The organism is Candidatus Seribacter sulfatis (assembly GCF_964187635.1).
Classification (GTDB): Bacteria; Verrucomicrobiota; Verrucomicrobiia; order Opitutales; family Seribacteraceae; genus Seribacter; species Seribacter sulfatis.
The window spans coordinates 1-16,979 of record NZ_CAXLMO010000117.1; the positions used below are offsets into that span (position 1 = coordinate 1).

The window sequence follows — 16,979 nt, forward strand, 5'->3', positions numbered from 1 at the left end:
TCACAGGGAAAATGCTCCACAATATGTTGAAAAACCGGAATCGATGGGACCTCATCTCCTGCTAATTGATCCGGGCGAAAAAGAATCTCCACTCCCTCTAGCAGGCAGGTTCTCGCAATCAGTTCACTATCGGTAGACAGTACCACTTGGTCAATACTGTCAGATTCGAGTAATTTTCGAACCGCACGGACAACCAGGGGTTCTCCTTGATAGGGTAAAAGATTTTTATAAGTAAGTCGCTTGCTTCCAAGTCGAGCAATCACAGAGCCAACAGTTTTCATTCTTTTTGATTAACAACAATTTCGATTGGAGCAAGTCTCTAGTAGCAGGTTCGATTGCGCTTGGAAAAGTAGCCCCTTTTTGATTACTTAGTGGAATGGATGTAATTCCGTATTCTAGGCAAAGTATCAACGAAGAAGATATTTCGTTACTGAGCAAAGCAATGTCTTCTGACTTTCTGACTCAAGGGCCAAAGATTGCCGAATTTGAGCATGCACTGGAAGAGTATTTCGGAGTAAAGCATGCAGTCGTATGCTCAAGTGGAACCGCGGCTCTTCACTTAGCCTATGCCGCGGCAGGAATGAACTCGGAAAGTTTGGGAATTGTTCCTGCCATCACTTTTGCCGCAACGGCGAACGCAGTTCGATATCAGGGCGGAGAGGTCCAGTTTTGCGATGTGGAGCCAGATACAGGGCTGATATCAATCGAATCATTACAGGAGTGCCTTGCCCGAGTTTCGGAAAAGCAGAAGGAAAAAAACAATTTGATCGCACCCGTTTCTTTTGCTGGTGCGGTTGCTCCTCTAGCCCAATGTCAAAAATTGGCGTCAGAAAATAATTTTATCCTCGTGGAAGATGCATCCCACTCACCGGGTGCATCCACTCCTGATGAGCAAGAGGGAACAATTTCAAGTTGCAGTGGTATCCATGCCCTTGCTTCGACTTTGAGCTTTCACCCAGTGAAACATATTTGTGCAGGTGAAGGTGGAGCAGTGCTCACCAATGACCTTCATGTTGCCCAAAAAGCACTTCGTTTACGAAGTCATGGAATCAACCGGCCTTTTACCGAGACCGATGATATGCCCTGGTATTATGAACAGGAATCGTTGGGTTGGAATTACAGATTAACTGATTTGCAGGCAACATTAGGACTCTCGCAACTCAGCAGATTGGACGATTTTCTTGCCAAACGAAGGAAATTGGCAAGACGGTACGATCAAAGACTGCGCGAAAGTCCATTTCAGGAACACATCAATTGCCCTCCTTTTGAAAGGGGTCACGCTTGGCATTTGTATATTATCCGTTTTAAAGAGGAAAGTCTTAGAAATTTAGCTTATAAATATTTGAAGAGTAAAAATATTCTGACTCAGGTTCATTACATACCCGTATACAAACATCCCTATTATCAAAAACAAAACCAAGGTTTTCAGTTGCCAGGAGCGGAGAAATTTTTTCAAGGTTGTCTTAGCATTCCCATGTATCCCGATTTAAAAGAAAAGGAACAGGATCGAGTATTGGAGACATTAGAGCAATTTTTACTTAAAGGATAATGGATTTTAAAAAGTTTATAAGCCCATCAATGCCCCCTTCTTCACCGGGGTACATTATTTTAAAAGGATTTCGCGGTACATTTCGAGGATATGAATTGACCTCGATCCGGATGCAGGATGCGGAGACAATAATGAAGTGGAGAAATGAACAAATAGCTGCACTCCGACAATCTGCTCCTTTAACTGCCCTAGAACAGAAGAATTATTTTGAAAAAGTGGTAAAGCCTAGCTTATCACAAAAACAACCCGAATTAATTTTACTTCGTTTCACTTTTGAAAATATTTTGATTGGATACGGAGGATTGGTTCACATTGATTGGACAAACCAACATGCTGAAGTGTCCTTCCTTTTGGATACCGAAAGAGGGAAAGACACATTCCAATATGGTCGGGACTGTAGCATTTTTTTAAATTTATTAATGAGGTGTTCCTTTGACACACTCGACCTAAACAAAATATTTACCTATTCGTACTCCCACCGTGGATTTCATGTCAATGCAGTTGAATCATCGGGTTTTCGCAGAGACGGAGTGCTTCGAGAGGACACCAAGGTCGATGGTCAGTGGGTAGATGCAGTAATTGCCTCTTGTTTGAAATCAGAATATCTAAAACAATTCCCACCACCCCAGTAATGGTGGGATCCATTAATCAATTTACTCTTCTCTTCTCCAGTCTATCTGCAAAGATTGCCTTATTTCATTCGGTTTGCGAGCAAGCTAGAACAGTTATCCCAGATTGCGAAATTATTGGAGTAGATTCAGATCAATCCTGCAGAGGAGCCAAACAAATTGATTCCTTTCTAATAATGCCTCCAATCCAGGATTTAGACCAAGAATCACTTCTTCAATTTTGCAGGAAAAATAATATTCAATTTGTAATTCCAACCCGGGACGGGGAATTACTCTTCTGGGCAGTTCATCAAGAATTTTTATTCAATAATCAAATTGGAGTTATGATTTCCTCTGAGTCTGCAATTTCTCTTTGCGAAGATAAATTTTCTTTTTTCAAATATTTTGAAAAGGCACCGATCCCTTCCATCAGCACCTCCTTATCACTGGATGCACTCCCCTCTTCCTGTGAACGATTCGTGGTCAAAGAAAGAATGGGATCTGCATCTCGCTCGATTGGATTAAATTTAAGCATGGAAGAAATTGAGGCTCATGTAAGGGGAATACAGAAGCCCATATTTCAACCTCAAATTAATGGCCGCGAATTGAGTGCGGAAACCTGGATTGATCAGAATGGGATATGCCATGGAGTTATTTTACGATGGCGAACGCTGGTAATAAACGGAGAATCCCATGAATCCGAAATTTTTTCTAATCCTGAATGGGCCGAAAAAATAATTCAAGTTTTTACAATGATTACTGGATTACGAGGACATGTTCTTGCCCAAGTGATCGTGGATGATAAAGAATGCCTTCATTTAGTAGAGATCAACCCTCGACTAGGTGGGGCCAGTCCACTGTCTCTCAAGGCCGGTCTTAATTCGATCAAATGGTCATTACAGGAATTCTTGGGTGACTCCGATCAAATTCCAAAGTCACCAATTCTAAAAAGTGGGCTTCGTTTGAGTAAAAAAAATCAAGTAGTAAAAATTCAATAATTAACTTTCCGCCTCGACAGAAAAAAAAAGGATCTTAGAAAAATAACCATGTCAGCCACAACCTTTGCTATCGCAAATCAAAAAGGAGGAGTTGGAAAAACTACCACAACTATTAACTTAGGGGCAGCTTTGGCTTCATTCGGCATCCCTACCCTATTAGTAGACATGGACCCACAAGCCAATGCGACCAGTTCTCTTGGAATTGAAAAGAAAGCAGGTGCTGGAATCTATGAACCGTTGCTCACCGGGAGTGATTTATCGAGCCGTGTGGTTGCTACGAATGAAAAAAACTTATGGCTTATCCCTTCGGAACTAGATCTTGCCGCGGCAGAACTAGAACTTAGCAGTCAGGAAAATTACTTGGTTAAACTACGCGAAGCTTTAAGCAACCTTTCGAAAAATTATGGATTGAGTGCAATCTTGATCGATTGCCCGCCCACGCTCGGTCTGCTCTCAATGAATTCTTTGTGTGCTGCCGATTACCTTATTATTACTTTACAGTCCGAGTATCTTGCATTGGAAGGATTGAGCCAAATTACGGGGGTGATCCAACAACTCAAAGAATCAGGAGCAAACCCGAACTTAGAATTGGGGGGAATTGCCATGACCATGTACGACAATCGAACACGCTTGTCTTATGAAGTTTGGCAGGAGGTCAACCAGCATTATCCGGATGAAATATTTCGAACTGCAATCCCACGAACAGTTCGATTAAGCGAAGCACCCAGTTTTGGAAAAACGATATTTCAATACGATTCAAATGGAGTCGGAGCCAAGGCATATTTGGCACTCGCCAAAGAAGTAAGGCAAAGGTTTTTCAGCTAGTTTATCAATTGCCCCATTAATTTGAATGGTAAAGGCCAAATCCAATAAAAAATTATTCATCGTGGAGGAATTACAAAAAAAGATTTCATATTCGTTTAGGAACCCTGTGCTACTCACCCAGGCTCTTACCCATCCGTCTTACAATGAACAAGATCATTCGAAAGTAGATAACCAACGGATGGAATTCCTGGGGGATTCAATTCTAAGTGCAATCCTGACCGAGGCACTTTTTAATTGGTTTCCCCAAGAGGACGAGGGTTCGCTTAGTCGAAAAAGAGCAGTATTTATACGCGGGAGCTACTTAGCTAAAGTTGCCAAAGAACTCAGGATTCATGATTTCTTACTCATGAGCAAATCAGAATTAGGTAATAAGGGAAATGAAAGAAGTTCCACCTTGGAAGATGCTCTGGAGGCAATAATTGCCGCAATTTTCATGGATGGAGGAATAGAAAATGCAAAGAAATGCGTATTGTCTTGGTTTGGGGATATTCCAGGACAACTTGAAGCTGAACAAAGAAGTTATAATCCGAAAGGACAACTCCAGGAACTAGTTCAGGAGCAATCGATTCTTGATAAGATTCAATACCGAGTAACCAAAGAGGTCGGTCCACCGCACAAGAAAGTATTTGGAATTGATCTTATTATTGGGAAAAAAACATGGGGATCAGGAATGGGTAAAACGAAAAAGGAAGCAGAAGAAGAAGCAGCACAAAAAGCTCTTTTAAAATTGAATTCTCATTTAAAGACTAATTCTCAATCAGTATAAAGTGAAACGAGTACTGATCCCCGGCGAAGTACCGTCCACATTTATCCATTCCCTGCCAGAAGCCGCTACTCCGGCATTAGCCGCAAACTTTTTGGCAAACCAAGGAAATTCAATTGCCATTCTAGTCGAGGAAAGTATCCCCAAGGCAGAAGAATGGGGGGAAGATGTTGCCGCATTCCTTGAAAGTTTTGATTCACAGAAAAAGATTGAGTTTCACCTTTTCGATTGCGTACCGGAGAGTAATCACCCCGATGCTTTTGAGCGAATTTGCGATCGACTGACCATTCTTTCCTCGCTGATGCGCTCAAATCAGCAAAGAAATTATCAGCTCCTTATCGCAACGACTCCGGAAGCTCTTATAAGTGCCTGTCCTAAATATAAACATCAGAAGGAATCAGAACTTATTCTTTCTGCCGGTCAGGAGCATGAATTTGATACACTATGTAATACTCTGGCGACCCAATTTGATTATTCTTCCGAAATTCTGTGCGAGGAACCGGGACAGTTTTCAGTTCGGGGTGGTCTGATCGATATTTATCCAATTAATGGAACGGAACCGGCAAGAGTTGATTTCTTTGGAAATGAGATTGAAGAAATCCGAACCTTTGACCCCACCACCCAGCGGGGTGCGCAGGTAATTGATGAATTAATTATTTCTTCTGCATTGTCGAATCAGGAAATGGAAGTGGAGGGCGAATTTTTCGAATACCTATCCGATCCAGTGTCCTGGGTTTTTAGAGAACCAGAAGAATTAATTTCCAAGTTTCCATTAGTCTTCCATACCTCCGACAAGGGATCCGCCACACAGGCAAGTTTTGAAAATGCACTCCATAAAGACAAACGAAGAGGCGACCATTTTCTAGGAACAAGCGAAATAAAGGCGGGATTAGGAATTTTTGAAAAGAGCAAGGTAATCGAACTACCTGTTCGCTCGGTTCACTATCTCAAAGCGGAAAATCCAAATATTGATATTGAGGGTGCTCAATTTGAAAGTGAGAAAAAATATAGAACAGCCTACCTTTTTGAACTATTACAAAAACAAAAGGAAGGAAATGAAATTATTATCGCTGCAGGTGCAGAATCGGAACAAAAAAGAATTGCTGAAATTATCAAAGAAGAAAGTTCCCTTCTTCGACTAAAGCCCCAATATTTATCGATCGGACTAAGGGAAGGATTCTCAGTATCTGCAAAAGAAAATAACCTTTTCTTTAATCGTCTGATCCAGGATAAAAAGAAGGGATTGGTCCTTTCCACTGCTCGAGAAATCTTGGGAAGGGAAAGAAGTAGGAGACCGGCACGTTCGAAAAAAGCCATTGTGCACAGAAAAGAAGTCGACCAGGCACTCGACTTTTCGGAATTGGTGGAGGGAGATTATCTGGTTCATCACCAACATGGAATATGCCAATTTAGAAAACTCGGTCAAATCGAGGACGGGCAAAGAAAAGAAGAAGCAATCACACTGGAATTTTCCGATAGTTTACTCCTTCATGTTCCTTTGCAGGAATCTCACCTTCTCTCCCGTTATGTCGGCTTGCAAAAAGCACGGCCAAAATTGGCAAAATTGGGTGGAAAAGCATGGGCAAAGACAAAGCAAGCTGCGGAAATAGCAGCTCTTGACCTAGCCGCTGATTTATTACGTCTCCAAGCGAGTCGAGATACCAATAAGGGACATTCCTTCCCGCCCGATGAAAAATGGCAGAAGGAATTTGAAGATGCGTTTCCTTTTACTGAAACTGTAGATCAACTAAAAGCGATCAACCAGGTAAAGGAAGACATGGAAAAAGAACAACCAATGGACCGTTTGGTTTGCGGTGATGTTGGTTTTGGAAAAACGGAGGTGGCACTTCGTGGTGCCTTTAAAGCAGTAATGGATGGAAAGCAGGTCGCGTTTCTTGCCCCCACCACGATTCTATGTCAACAGCACCTCAATCTGTTTAGGCAACGAATGTCCGATTATCCAATTTCTATCGAAATGCTGAGTCGGTTCCGCACACCCGGGCAACAAAAAAAAATAATTCAAGCAACCGGTGCAGGCTCGGTGGATATCTTAATTGGGACGCACCGGATGTTCAGCCCCGATGTTATTTTTAAAGATCTAGGCCTTTTAGTTATCGATGAGGAGCAAAGATTTGGAGTACAGCACAAAGAATCGATTAAAAAACTTCGCTCTCATGTGGATGTCCTCACATTAAGCGCAACTCCAATTCCAAGGACCCTTTACTTTGCAATGGTTGGTGCCCGTGCACTTAGTTCAATTGAAACTGCTCCAGTAAATCGCCGTCCAATCCGAACTGAGGTTGTCCATAATTCTGCCGAAGTACTCCAACAAGCCGTTGAAACTGAAACGCGACGCGGGGGGCAAATCTTTTATCTTCACAACCGAGTTAAGACTATCCATTCAATTAAGAAGAAACTGGAACTACAATTCCCCAAACTTCGGATTGGGGTTGGCCATGGACAGATGAGCGAGGGGGAACTGGAGGAAGTAATGACCAGTTTTGTCGCCCACCGGTTTGATATGCTTGTATGTACCACAATTATTGAATCCGGTTTAGATATTCCGAATTGTAATACCATCATTATTGAAGCGGCAGATAAATTTGGCTTATCTCAACTCTACCAACTGAGAGGAAGGGTGGGAAGGTTTGATCGACAAGCTTATGCATACCTTCTCCTCAATAGGCACCTTACCGTATCGGACCAGGCCAGGAAAAGATTATCTGCCATTCGCCAAATTAACAACTTTGGTGCTGGATTTCGGATTGCGTTACGAGATTTAGAACTCCGAGGTGCCGGAAACCTACTGGGGAGCGAACAGAGCGGACATGTTGCCGGAATTGGCTTTGAATTGTATTGTCGACTACTGAGAGAAAGTGTGTCCCGGTTGAAGGGTGAGGAAATTTCGCTCCGACCTAATGCCACAGTTCGAATGGATTTCCTGACTTCAGGAGTACCAACTGAAGAGGAGGAAGAAGAAAGTTCGTTCATTCTAATGGGATCATTCTTTCCTGATCATTACACCTTTGAACCAAGACTCCGAATTGAAGCGTACAGAAGATTGGCTAAGATGAGGGACGAAAAAGAAATTGATGAATTTGTAGATGAATTAAAAGATCGCTTTGGCACACCCCCACCTGAAGTAATTGCCCTAACCCAGGAAAGTAAAATTAGATGCCTGGCAGAAGAAGCTGGTTTTGACATGCTGGAAGTCCGAAAAAACGAAATTTATTGCCGATTAATCAAGAGAGGAAAAGAGGGAACTAAGCATTATTACCGAAAAGCGGGACAAATTCCTAAACTTTCCTCAAAAGAACCACTTTTGAAGTTGAATGAAACCATTCGTTTCCTAAAACTAGTATCCTATGGGAACAAAAACTAATCAACACACATTCAAGGTATTTCTTTTCCTGGCGGGATTGTTAGCAATATCCAATCATTCTTATGGAACGGAATTAATCGAATTGAACCGTGTGGTCGCGAAAGTGAATGAAAGAGTTGTCACTTGGGGAGAAATCGAAAATGCGATGACCTTGCTAAATTTTACTGACCAGGAAAAAAAATTGAGGGCAAATCAGTTTGTGGATGGAAAGGTTGACCGACTACTTTCAATCGCGGCATTTGGTGAAAAAGGAATGCAAATCCCAACCTCTTACATTGAACAGGAATACAATAAACGACTGATTCGAGATTTTAATGGCGATCGAAAGTTGTTTAGAGACACTCTTCGGAGCAAGGGGCTCTCGCAATTAGAATATCGTAAGGAAATTGAAGAGGAAATTATTTACAGTCATATGCTTTCCACTCGACGAAGGTTAAAGGAAGAGATTAGTCCTGAGAAAGTTGAGCTGTATTACGAAAAGAATGCCGACAAATATAAGACAGAAGCAATGGTTCAACTGGGAGAAATTGCATTCTCACAAATCGCTGGAGAACCCGAGACTGTATTACTCCAGCAAGCTCATCAGGTCATAAAAGAAATAAAAGGTGGGCTCAGTTTTAAAGACGCTGCCTCCAAAAATGGACAGAGTCCGTTCCGAGAGAAATCGGGCGATTGGGGAGTAATGGTATCGGAAAGAGAAATAAGAAGTAAGGAAATCAAAAAAGAAGCGTTTTCTTTAAAAGAAGGAGAAATTTCAAAGCCGTTTATCGTCAATATTTTGGAAAGAAAACCAGATGGAACTGTTGGAAGTTCAGGTAAGATCGCAGTATATATACTCCAAGCAATCAAAGTTACCAAATCAGGCAGGAAACCCCTCGATGAGGTTCGTCCATTGATTGAAAAGACACTTGCCTCTGAGATTGAAGCAAAAAGTCACCGCCAATGGCTTAGTAGATTGAAACGGGACGCCTATGTTCGGGTTACTCTACCAAAATAAGGAATCATACTCTTTAGTTTCATTCTTATTGTTGAAGGGTGAGCGGAAAACTTAATTCTCTTCCCTCGCTTAAGGACCTTCCGTTGGAGGATCGACCCCAAGAACGTCTTGAACGACTAGGTCCATCCCCACTAACCGATCGTGAACTTCTCGCGATGCTTATCCGTTCCGGTACAACAAAACACGATGTACTTGCGATTGCCGATGAATTAATTAGCAGTGCTGGTTCACTCACCGGTTTACTCCGTTGGGACTCGACTGACTTTCAAAGAATAAAAGGGATTGGGAGAGTCAAAGCACTCCAACTCAGCACCCAGGTGGAAATTGCCAAACGTATGATGCGCTCCGAAAGAACTCCAGACATGCGGATGGATGAACCAGGAAAAGTCTGGGAATATTTATATCCTGAAGTTCGCGCCGAAAGCGTTGAGAAGGTATGGGTTCTATGTTTAGATCGCAAAAATAAATTGATTCGTGCGGAACCTGTGACCTCAGGAACCGCAACCGGCAGTCTCGTGCATCCGAGAGAAGTATTTCGACCTGCAATTCGGTGTGGTGCCACTGCAATTATTTTGGCTCATAATCACCCCAGTGGCGACCCAACTCCCAGTGCAGCAGATTTAAGGGTAACCAAAAAAATATTTGAAGCTTCCAAAGCAGTGGATTTGGAAATGCATGATCATGTGATTTTAGGAGAACCTGAAAATTGCCCATCTGCGAAAGGGTATTATAGTTTTTCAGACTCCGGACTTTTAGGCTAATTCTGGAATTGAATTAATCGATCGTTACATTTTTCTTTATTTACCTGTAATTAAGGTCAAGTATGTCTCGAATGAAATCTTGTATTACAATTTCACTTGTTCCCTCACTTAAGGGGGGTCCTTGGATATTATGGGACAGTTTGGAAAAAAGCGTTAAGGAGTCCGTAAGGTTAGGGTTTGATGCGATTGAATTATTTACGGATGGTCCACAAGCGGGGGAGAAGAATGAACTTCGGAACCTCCTTAATGAAACGGGTCTCGCCCTTGGTGCAGTAGGCACGGGAGCCGGTAAGGTTCTGAACGGTCTAACCCTCACCCATCCAGATCAAAACATCAGGGCTAAAGCGATCTCTTTTGTAAGAGAAATGATCGATTTCGGGGCCCAGTTCAATGCTCCGGCGATTATCGGCTCGATGCAAGGATCATATGGAGAAAATATTTCAAAACAGGATGCCTTAAACTACTTAACGGACGCGTTGGAAGAACTTGGCGACCATGCAAACACCCAGGGCGTTAGTTTAATTTACGAACCCTTAAATCGCTACGAAACAAACCTCTTTAATTTGTATCTAGATGCATGTGAATTGATTGACCAACTCTCAACAAACGGAGTCTCTCTTCTCGCCGACCTTTTTCATATGAATATCGAGGAGGATAATATCTCAGATTCATTACAAAAAGGGGCCAGACATCTGGGTCACGTACACTTTGCCGATAGTAATCGAAAACCGGTAGGAAATGGTCATACCAATATAGCTCCAATTGCTAAAACTCTGCAAGAAATTGGCTATGATGGCTGTGTATCTGCAGAAGCCTTTGCTTGGCCGGATCCTCTAACTGCGGCAAGAACTACAATCGATTCTTATCGAAAGTTTTTTTCCTAGTAGTGGCCCGTGCCAATTTTATTAAAATCGCGGGCAAGAATGTATATTCCTGATTTAAGTGAAGAGGACTATCTAAGCTTCGCGATTCACCTTACGAGGTTACTTGACAAGGTAATTTCATAAAGCATCCAAAAATGAGTACAGATAAAACACGAAAACCACCCAAGACCTTAAAAGGGATTTTACGAAATATTGGCCCCGGTATGATCCTTGCCGGCTCAATTGTGGGTTCAGGAGAGTTAATTGCGACCACTCGAACAGGAGCGGAAGCACAATTTGATTTCCTTTGGCTCATCATCTTGGGATGCGTTGTAAAAGTCTTCGCTCAAATTGAACTTGGCAGACATGCCATTACAAATGGTAAAACCTCTCTTGCGGCAGTGAATGAAATTCCCGGACCACGATTTCGATGTCGTTTAGGAAAGAGAAATTTTGAAGCAAACTGGTTTTTGCTTTTTTGGTTTGTTATGTTTCTGGCAGTATTGGCACAACAGGGAGGAATTGTGGGAGGAGTGGGACAAGCACTCGCGATAAGTTTACCGATCACGGAAGAGGGTGCGGAGAGGAATCACTTTATATCCGCCAGTATTTCACTTAAAATTGCCAAGGAGGAAGGGAACCAAGAAAAGGTGCTTCAACTAGAACAAAAGTTACAACAAATAGGAAATCCACCAAAAGCAAAGGATGATATTTATTGGGCGTTACTCATTACTGTATTTACTATTTTTCTCTTATTGAATGGTAAGTTTTCCCTGATCGAAAAATTTTCAATAATGCTTGTTGCCAGTTTTACTGTGGTAACAATCATAAATTTATGGGCACTGCAAAGTTATGAAGTGTGGGCAGTGAAGCCTGAAGAACTCATGCGGGGGCTTTCTTTTAATTTCCCCGAAATTAAAGACGGAAATAATCCTCTCATTACTGCCATCTCCACGTTTGGAATAATTGGAGTCGGTGCCGCAGAGTTGTTAGCATATCCTTACTGGTGTATCGAAAAGGGATACGGTAAATATGTGGGCCCTAAAGAAGATGGGGACGAGTGGGTCAAGCGGGCAAAAGGATGGATTAATGTGATGCACTGGGACTCCTGGGGGGCAATGGTAGTGTATACATTTTGCACGATTGCATTTTATTTATTAGGTGCAGCAATACTAGGCCGAACTGGGCTAGTCCCTGAGGGTTCAGAAATGATACAAACTTTATCTACTATGTACGAACCAGTCTTTGGTTCTTCTGCACGAATAATATTTCTCGCGGGAGCAATCGCAGTACTTTTTTCCACTTTTTTTATCGCGATCGCTGCTCAATGCCGTTTGTGCCTCGATTTCATCAAGGTATCAGGTTTGGCCAGCCTCTGCTCCACTCAAAAAAAATGGGCATTAAAGATTTTTGGAATCGTCTTACCAATTATTTGTGTTTCCTGCTATGCATTTTTTCCTAAGCCAGTAATTTTAGTTTTAATTTCGGGGACAATGCAGGCCATTTTACTGCCTCTTATAGGCTTCGCAGTTCTCTATTTTCGTTACCAAAAAAGCGACCCAAGATTAAGACCCTCAAAAATTTGGGATTTATGTTTGTGGGTTTCATTTTTTGGATTTGTTGTAATCGGCTTGTATCAAGTATACGCAAAATTACTCTCATAAAGTATTTGTCATAGTGGAGAGGTATTATTTACCTCAAGAATTCTTACACCTTGGGGAGGAATAATGATTCGCATTCCCATAACGATGATCTAAACTGCTGATGTACGAATTAGGAACTTTCGTATTATCGATGCATACATTACCTTCGAAATAAAAAGTTTAATATCCAATTGAAAAAAACTTCAAAAAGCAACTTATCCCCAATTCCCCAGTCAGGGGGAATGTCTTCGGCATTAGTCGGTTTAATTACCGTCTTAATCACATTGATAATACTGCAAGAAACTACCATTTCAGTTCATTCAAACTTTAAAAATCTAAATCGTTATTCAGAAAAAGAGATTCAGATAGAATGGCAAAATATTCCACCCCCCGAAAACCAGCTAAGACCAAAATTTGTGGAATCAAATCCAAATGTACCAGAAAATCCTCCCGATGAGGTAAAGCAGTTTTCCTTTCGCGATCAACAAGCAGCACAACCTAAAATTAAAGAATTCACTCCATTAAAAAAAACACCCAAGATTGATAGTAATGTAAACAGTCCAAAAATAATACAGGGTAAGAAAAAACAAAGGAAAGAACTTTCATCTTCACCTCCTCCCCCACTATCATCTAGTCCCAATAATAAAATAGAATTGCCCACAAAATTAATTTCTTCAAAAGCAGAAATAGAAAAAACAGACAACGAAACTGGTTCATACAGTAAGAAAAGACTTAAACCGGGGAAGGATATTGAAGAATCAATTTTAGCTTCCATTACAAATAACTCTTCGCAACCAAACAGAGCGAAGAGAAATTCGCAGCAAGTAAGGCCTAAAACTAGACCCAAACTTTCACCGGACTTAATTCATGGACCATTGATGAAAAGTACTACAAGTGCACCGAGAACGGGCCAGATCGCAATCGAATGTCGATTACATCCTTATGGCGTTTATATCCAAGAAATGCTTCAATCAATAGAAGAGCAGTGGAATCAATTGGCAAAGGGGTCCTTTCATTACCTCCAACGCGATCGCTTACCCGGCAGAATCACATTACGTTTTAAACTTGAAGCAACTGGTACAATATCAAATTTGGTAAGGATTGATAATGAGGGCTATTCCTTGGCCGCGGAACTGTGTCGACAAGCAATTGCTTCAAGAGTTCCATTCGGTGAATGGTCGGAGAAAATGATCCAGGATTTTGGGCAATCAGATCAAATTACCATAAACTTTAAATATCAATAAAATTATGAATCACCCCACAATTCCATTGGACCATCATTGCAGTGTTATCCATTACGAAAGTACCGGCATTTGGGCTTTGGATAAAGCCACAGGTGTTCTATCGCACCCCAATAAAGAAAGAAAGAAAGGGAAACCGGCAAGGACCCTACTTAATGCTGAATATAATCATGATGAAGAATGCTATACTTGGGATAATAAGGATGGAGAACAACAAAAGTTATATCTTGTTCATCGCTTAGATTCACCCACTTCAGGTGTAATTATTGCAACCTCGAAGCTTAGTACCGCTCACATTATCAAGGATTTATTCCGTACTAAAGAAGTACATAAGACTTATTTCGCTTTAATCCGCCCTAAAGGTGCTATTAAAGAGGGTATTTGGAAAGACCATTTAAAAGAAAAACGGGAAGATGGTAAAATCAGGGTGTGGAAGGGAACTGGTTCTGTGGCACTAACAAAGGCATCAATTGAAAGAAAAAAAGGGGGGTTATATGGATTGGCCATGGTCCGCCTGCAACCATTAACTGGAAGAACTCACCAGCTTCGTGTTCAGTGTGCATTACGCGGACACTCGATCATAGGAGATAAAAGTTATGGAGATTTTTCTTTTAATCGAAAAATTTCTCGGGCAACCAAAATTGACCGACTTTGCTTACATGCAGGAGAAATTGAATTTAAATTAAATGTAGAAGGTAAATCAATCAACTTCTTTGCTGATGCCCCCCTGCCCCGCTCAATGGGGAAACTGCTTATCTAGAAAATTTTGAAATAATCTAAATATCCAAGCTTGCACTTATAGTCCATAAATGACTCTTAATATGATCATAATGGTCATGAGCTGCGGTAAGATAATAATGATAATCAACTTGAAGACTCCAGTTCTCGGCTAGTCGATACGCGCCTCCTAATAAAAAGTCATAGGCAAAACCGGTTCCGCTATAATCGGCAGTATCTTCCAGTGTTACAATCCCTATTCCCATTCCCAGACCAGCACGAATATCGAATCGGTCGCCTATTTCTTTTTCCAGGATAAGACGACTGAAGAAGTTGTGAATACTTGCCGATAGTGAAGATGAAGCTGTAGCCGCGTCAAAGCTATGATAGGAATACTCGGCTTCTACGCGTACACGGCCAAAATCTTTACCGGCTTGCAAGCCGATAAAATAACCGGAATCTGAATCGTAAATTTCTTTTGTGTAAGTGGCGGGTGATGTCGAGGGGATGAGAGTTCTAATTGCACCATCCTGAGGAAATACAAGGCCAAGAATTGGCCCAAAATAATAACCTTCCAATCGACTGGGTATGTCTGGTTCATAAAGTTTCGCATAGGCTTCATCTAAATCTTCCTTACTCTCTGTGGAATTATTCTGATCGTTTGCCTCAGCAAGAGTAGCAGGTTCTATTGGAACAGGAATAACCTCATCTTGTTGCTCAACTCGACGGGCTTCGGGTACTGCAGGAACGATTGACGGAGGAGGTGGAGGTGGGAGAACCGGAACAGCTTCATTATTGGGTATAGTGAAATCGGTCCTTCCTAGCGGTCTTTCAGCAAGTAATTGGGACACCTGATTTTCGTGTACATTTGAACGAGCTTTCAATTCGGCAAGTCGCTCGGCAATACTTTGACCTTGGTTTTGTCCCGAAAGAAAAAATAAGGGGAGTAAGAGAAACGAGAAGATTTTAAAATGTAAAAATAGTCTAATCATGAAAATCAAATAATAAACAACATGATTGTTTTTTTATTGAAAAAAGTGAAGAACTAAATCCAAAGAAAAAAAAGCGCCGGGCGGTAGATTGGCGGGAACCGCCCGGCGCGGGTGTGGTGGATGGGAAATAAAGTTATTAATGTGAATAAATTCTTTATTGGATGCAATACAAAATTTCATTCGTTCTTATGAATAGTTCTTTTGAACCAATTGAAACCGACGAACGGGTGTTATCATCATAAGTACCCCCCATCTTTGCCAAATGCAAAATTTCACCGGATTGGGAAGAAATTACGACTACTTCTCCGTTATGATTCATAATGTAGACTTTTCCATCTCCTGCAGTGGGAGAAGAACGCCATTTATACTTCCCCGGGAGTTCTTTACTCCATTCAATTTTTCCGTTTTGAGGGTTCACCCTCGACAATACCTTTTTTAAATCGCTCAAAATATAAAATTTTCCATCATAAAAGAGCGGCGTAGGGACATCTGAGGTGAGGGTAGGTTCTGCCTTGGTCTCCCACGATAAGCCATCGCTCCCCTCATGAATTCCCTTTAATCCAGTCTTAATCGCAAAAATGGGTGCTTTCTTGGGAGCACAAACTAATATTACTCCCTTACCGACAACTGGAGAAGGAACCAACCGCCACCATTGCTCCTTGTGCTTCGGATTCCATGTTCCCCAACGCCAAATTTCTTTGCCGCTCTTGGGGTCGTGTCCGGTAAGTACATCCCCTCCAGCAGTAAGTAACTGATTATTGTGGGGAATAATAGTTCCAAAAGACTCGAGCGATTCCTTTTGGGCAACGGATGGGCGCTTTTGCTTCCAAATTGTTTTTCCATTTTTTGGATTCATGCAAAGAATAAAGGATTTTGCCGATGCATTACCGCGACCATGTGCTTGTTCATCACGTTGCAAAACCGGAAGGTAAAGTTTATTGCCAAACAAAGTTGGTGTGGAAGAAAAAGTCCATTGAAAACAAAAATCGCCATAATCCTTTTGTATATTTCTTCTCCATTCCTCAGTCCCGTCCATTAAATAAGAAACCAAGTCTCCATTTCCGAAAAAAAAGATTACCCTTTCGCCATCAGTAACTGGGGAGGGACTTGCATAATTGGAACGAGAATCAAGCTGATAATCAAAACCATCTCCTTCCCCTGGTCTATAGCCTGACCCAGCATTATTCCTCCACATTAATTCACCAGACTCACGATTGAAGCAAAATGCCAATAGCTCTCCACTTCCTGAGGTTTTATCAAGTATCTTGATAGATGAAATAAAAACAAATTGCTCATTAATGATGGGCGTGCCTCCTGAAGGTCCCGGCAACTTGTATTTCCATTTGACATTTGTATTGTTGTCAAATTTCTCCGGCAGAGATTCTGTGGTGTCGGAAGACCCGTTGAAATTGGGTCCTCTCCAATTGTTCCAATTTTGCCCAAACGAAACAAGGGCAACTAGGCTTAGGTTAACAAAGTATAATAAATAAAGTTTCATCTTTTTAACCTAAAGAACCTGACTAAAGGACTTCGAGAAAAAAAACTTATAAATCTCAAAAAATTAATTCATTGTCTAAAATAACCTAGTCGTTTTCAGTATTTTTTTTTGCTCACCTGGAACCACTGAACCGGATAGGAAA

The 16,979-nt window shown here is 41.5% G+C and carries 15 protein-coding genes; 12 read left to right on the forward strand and 3 right to left on the reverse strand.

Features of this window, described 5'->3' with window-relative positions; genetic code table 11:
* A partial coding sequence (locus ACKPQ5_RS10565) for a cytidylyltransferase domain-containing protein (protein WP_407679076.1) occupies positions 1-281 on the reverse strand: 281 nt, incomplete at its 3' end.
* Positions 282-376: 95 nt separating this feature from the next.
* On the opposite strand from ACKPQ5_RS10565, the gene pseC reads away from it, so the two are divergent.
* The 12 genes from pseC (at position 377) to ACKPQ5_RS10625 (ending at position 14,390) form a co-directional block, all read left to right on the forward strand.
* Complete coding sequence (gene pseC / locus ACKPQ5_RS10570) at positions 377-1,549, forward strand: UDP-4-amino-4,6-dideoxy-N-acetyl-beta-L-altrosamine transaminase (RefSeq protein ID WP_407679077.1); 1,173 nt, start codon at positions 377-379, stop codon at positions 1,547-1,549.
* Positions 1,550-1,578: 29 nt separating this feature from the next.
* Positions 1,579-2,181: a GNAT family N-acetyltransferase gene (locus ACKPQ5_RS10575; protein ID WP_407679078.1), complete on the forward strand. Its 603-nt coding sequence runs from the start codon at positions 1,579-1,581 to the stop codon at positions 2,179-2,181.
* Positions 2,136-3,155, forward strand: coding sequence for an ATP-grasp domain-containing protein (locus tag ACKPQ5_RS10580; protein WP_407679079.1), 1,020 nt, complete (start codon positions 2,136-2,138; stop codon positions 3,153-3,155). The genes ACKPQ5_RS10575 and ACKPQ5_RS10580 overlap by 46 nt, the downstream gene beginning before the upstream one ends.
* Positions 3,156-3,203: 48 nt before the next feature.
* Positions 3,204-3,980 (forward strand): ParA family protein, encoded by a 777-nt coding sequence (locus ACKPQ5_RS10585; protein WP_407679080.1) that lies wholly within the window; start codon positions 3,204-3,206, stop codon positions 3,978-3,980.
* Between the two features lie 61 nt (positions 3,981-4,041).
* The gene (rnc, locus tag ACKPQ5_RS10590; protein ID WP_407679081.1) at positions 4,042-4,746 is read left to right on the forward strand and encodes a ribonuclease III; all 705 of its coding nucleotides are present in this window, start codon (positions 4,042-4,044) and stop codon (positions 4,744-4,746) included.
* A 1-nt stretch (position 4,747) separates the two neighbouring features.
* Positions 4,748-8,125 (forward strand): transcription-repair coupling factor, encoded by a 3,378-nt coding sequence (mfd, locus tag ACKPQ5_RS10595; protein WP_407679082.1) that lies wholly within the window; start codon positions 4,748-4,750, stop codon positions 8,123-8,125.
* The gene (locus tag ACKPQ5_RS10600) at positions 8,109-9,122 is read left to right on the forward strand and encodes a peptidylprolyl isomerase (protein ID WP_407679083.1); all 1,014 of its coding nucleotides are present in this window, start codon (positions 8,109-8,111) and stop codon (positions 9,120-9,122) included. Before mfd ends, ACKPQ5_RS10600 begins: the two co-directional genes overlap by 17 nt.
* A gap of 38 nt (positions 9,123-9,160) precedes the next feature.
* Complete coding sequence (radC, locus tag ACKPQ5_RS10605) at positions 9,161-9,883, forward strand: RadC family protein (RefSeq protein WP_407679084.1); 723 nt, start codon at positions 9,161-9,163, stop codon at positions 9,881-9,883.
* Positions 9,884-9,954: 71 nt separating this feature from the next.
* Complete coding sequence (locus ACKPQ5_RS10610; protein ID WP_407679085.1) at positions 9,955-10,767, forward strand: TIM barrel protein; 813 nt, start codon at positions 9,955-9,957, stop codon at positions 10,765-10,767.
* Between the two features lie 134 nt (positions 10,768-10,901).
* Positions 10,902-12,410 (forward strand): Nramp family divalent metal transporter, encoded by a 1,509-nt coding sequence (locus ACKPQ5_RS10615; protein WP_407679086.1) that lies wholly within the window; start codon positions 10,902-10,904, stop codon positions 12,408-12,410.
* A 221-nt stretch (positions 12,411-12,631) separates the two neighbouring features.
* Positions 12,632-13,633, forward strand: a complete 1,002-nt coding sequence (locus ACKPQ5_RS10620) for a hypothetical protein (protein WP_407679087.1) — start codon at positions 12,632-12,634, stop codon at positions 13,631-13,633.
* Between the two features lie 4 nt (positions 13,634-13,637).
* A complete protein-coding gene (locus tag ACKPQ5_RS10625; RefSeq protein WP_407679088.1) occupies positions 13,638-14,390 on the forward strand; it encodes an RluA family pseudouridine synthase in 753 nt (250 codons plus the stop codon).
* A gap of 16 nt (positions 14,391-14,406) precedes the next feature.
* Here the strand turns inward: ACKPQ5_RS10625 and ACKPQ5_RS10630 are convergent, their stop codons facing one another.
* On the reverse strand, positions 14,407-15,339 hold the full coding sequence (locus ACKPQ5_RS10630; protein WP_407679089.1) for a porin family protein: 933 nt from the start codon (positions 15,337-15,339) through the stop codon (positions 14,407-14,409).
* Positions 15,340-15,493: 154 nt separating this feature from the next.
* On the reverse strand, positions 15,494-16,837 hold the full coding sequence (locus ACKPQ5_RS10635; RefSeq protein WP_407679090.1) for an outer membrane protein assembly factor BamB family protein: 1,344 nt from the start codon (positions 16,835-16,837) through the stop codon (positions 15,494-15,496).
* Positions 16,838-16,979 lie beyond the last annotated feature (142 nt).